Source organism: Morganella sp. EGD-HP17, from assembly GCF_000512315.2.
Lineage (GTDB): Bacteria > Pseudomonadota > Gammaproteobacteria > Enterobacterales > Enterobacteriaceae > Morganella > Morganella morganii.
The window spans coordinates 1-2,608 of record NZ_AZRH01000047.1; the positions used below are offsets into that span (position 1 = coordinate 1).

At 62.0% G+C, this 2,608-nt stretch carries 2 protein-coding genes; both read left to right on the forward strand.

Features of this window, described 5'->3' with window-relative positions:
• Positions 1 to 458 (forward strand): conjugal transfer protein TraW (locus tag X965_RS19630; RefSeq protein WP_036419745.1); only part of this gene is annotated, 458 nt, incomplete at its 5' end.
• Positions 455 to 2,608, forward strand: a 2,154-nt coding sequence (gene mobF, locus X965_RS18570; RefSeq protein ID WP_156341101.1) for a MobF family relaxase, incomplete at its 3' end; no start/stop codon positions are given. The genes X965_RS19630 and mobF, both read left to right, overlap by 4 nt.

Below are 2,608 nucleotides of genomic sequence, written 5' to 3' on the forward strand. Positions count from 1 at the left end.
AGGACTTTAAAAACCGCGTGATTGAGAACACCCTGCGCCCGGCACCGGTGGAGGGGCTGGAAACGGACACTGAACCGCACACTGTCTGGTATGACCCGGCGTTTACGGTCAGACAGGATCTCGCTGATGACAAAGGCCGTGTGTTCGCCCGTAAGGGGCAGCAGGTGAATCCGCTGGAGAGTATCGCGTTTGCGCAGACCCTCTATTTTCTCGATGCCGATGACCCGCGTCAGGTCGCCTGGATGAACGCACAGAAACCGGCCACCGTCCGTTACAAGGTGATCCTGACCCGGGGCAATATCCGTGAGGCGTCGGACACCTTAAACACGCGGATTTACTTTGATCAGGGCGGGGCGCTGACGTCACAGCTGGGGATCCGCTATATCCCGGCGGTGGTCACGCAGGAAGGTAACCGGCTGCGGATTGTGTCGGCCGCCATGACGGAGGGGCAGCCGTGAAAACAGGATGGATTGCGCTCGGTTTTGCCGTGTTTTTCCTCACCGCGCCGGTGAACGCAGACCCCGGGTGTGACGGAAAATTCGTCAATCTGGTGATTGCCGCGTTTAACCATGATACCTCCCGCGAACTTGACCCGCAGCTGCACACCCACGCACTGGTGATGAATATGACAGCGCATGAGGGGCAGTGGCGGACACTCTCCAGTGACACCCGGCACAAAAGCGGTTTTACGGAGGCGGTTTATGCCTCGCAGGTTGCGCTGGGGCAAATCTACCGCCATGAACTGCGCAGACAGGTGGAATCACTCGGTTACCGGACACAGGAAACCGGTAAGAACGGATTATGGGAAATTGAAGGCGTGCCGGTCGCCCCTTTTTCGCTGCGCCGGCAGCAGATTCTGGACGCCGCCGGGCATGACGCTTCCCTGAAATCACTGGATGTGGCCGCGCTCGATACCCGGCAGGCCAAACGGACACCGGACAAAGCGGAACTGCTGACGGAGTGGTATGACCGGCTGGACAAAAACGGTTTCGGCAGTGAGGAACGCAGCCGGTTTAATACGGCCGCGCAATCCCGTGAGCAGGACAGTCTCACCCCGCCGCCGTTACCGGCAGCACTGCAGAAAGCGGCAGATACCGCGCTGACGGAGGCGGTGAACGCGCTCAGTGAGCGGCAGGTCAGCATGACCTACAGCGCGGTGCTGGCAAAGACCTTAAGCGGACTGGATGCCCGCCCCGGTATCATCACGGTGGTAAGAAATGCCATTGACCGGGCGATTGAACAGCGTCAGCTGATACCGCTGGACGAACAGAAAGGGCTGTTCACCTCAGCCGCCCACCTGACGGATGAACTGACCCTGCAGCAGCTGGCGGCGGAGGTGCGGACTGAAAACCGCACACCGGTGTTCCGGGTGCCGGATACCCCGTTCACCGGTACGGCACAGAAACTGGCGGACACCCTGCCGAACGCCGCCGTGATTGACAGCCGGGGCAACCGGCAGATGCAGCGTGACCGGCTGGCGGAAACCGCCGCCGTTGCCCTGCAGCAGGGACGGACTGTTCTGGTGATTGAGGCGGACAGTAAACATACCCCGGAGCCGGTCAGCGGCACCCTGACGACAGACAAACGCCGCTGGACGGAAAAACCCGCGCTGCCGGTGAACGGCACCGTGATTGTCACCGGCGCGGAAAGCTGGTCACTGAAAGAGACGGTACAGCTGTTTGCGCAGGCAAAAGAGACCAATACCCAGATACTGCTGCTCGACAGTGCCGGTCGCAAAGGCACCGGGAATGCGCTGCGCACCCTGGAGGACGCAGGGGTTGTCCGGTTTGCGGCCGCCGGTAAACCGCCGGTGCAGACGGAGATACACAGTACCGGGGACAAGCAGCAGCGTTATGCCGCCGTGGCTGCCCGTTATCAGGCACTGCGCCGGGAGGGCGTGCCGGTCACGGTGCAGGTGACGGGCACCCGCGAACGGGCGGCGCTGACGGACGCGGTCAGGGCGGAACTGACCGCACAGGGGGTACTGCAGGGCAGTCCGGTCAGTGTCACCCTGCTGACGCCGGTGTGGTCAGACAGCAAAACCCGCCGGGACATCAGTCAGTACCGTGAGGGGATGATACTGGAGCAGTGGCAGGACGGTAAAAAAAGCGCGGAGCGTTTTACTGTCACCCGGGTGACGCCTGCCACGCGGAGTGTGACGCTGGAAGACAACCGGGGACAGCCTCTGGTGATAAAGGTCACAAAACTCGACAGCAGCTGGTCATTGTTTCATCCGGCACAGAAAGCCATTGCGGCAGGGGAAACGCTGACCCTGCTCGCAAAACACGGGCGGCTGGCCGCCGGTGACACCCTGACCGTCACCGCAGTGACAGACAGCACCCTGACGGCAGCGCATAACGGCCGCCGGGTAACGCTGCCGCTCACGGCCGGTCTCAAAGCGGATTACGCCTATGTGACCACACCGGGGCAGTCCCTGCCGGATAATCAGGTGGTACTGGCCGCTGCGTCCGTCCGTGATACCCGTGCCGATTTTTTTAACACCGTTGCCCGCAGCGGGGAGAAAGTGGAACTGTTCACCCCGCTGGACAGCACCGAAACAGACCGCCGCCTCGCCCGTTCCCCGCACTATCAGACCGTGGCCGCACAG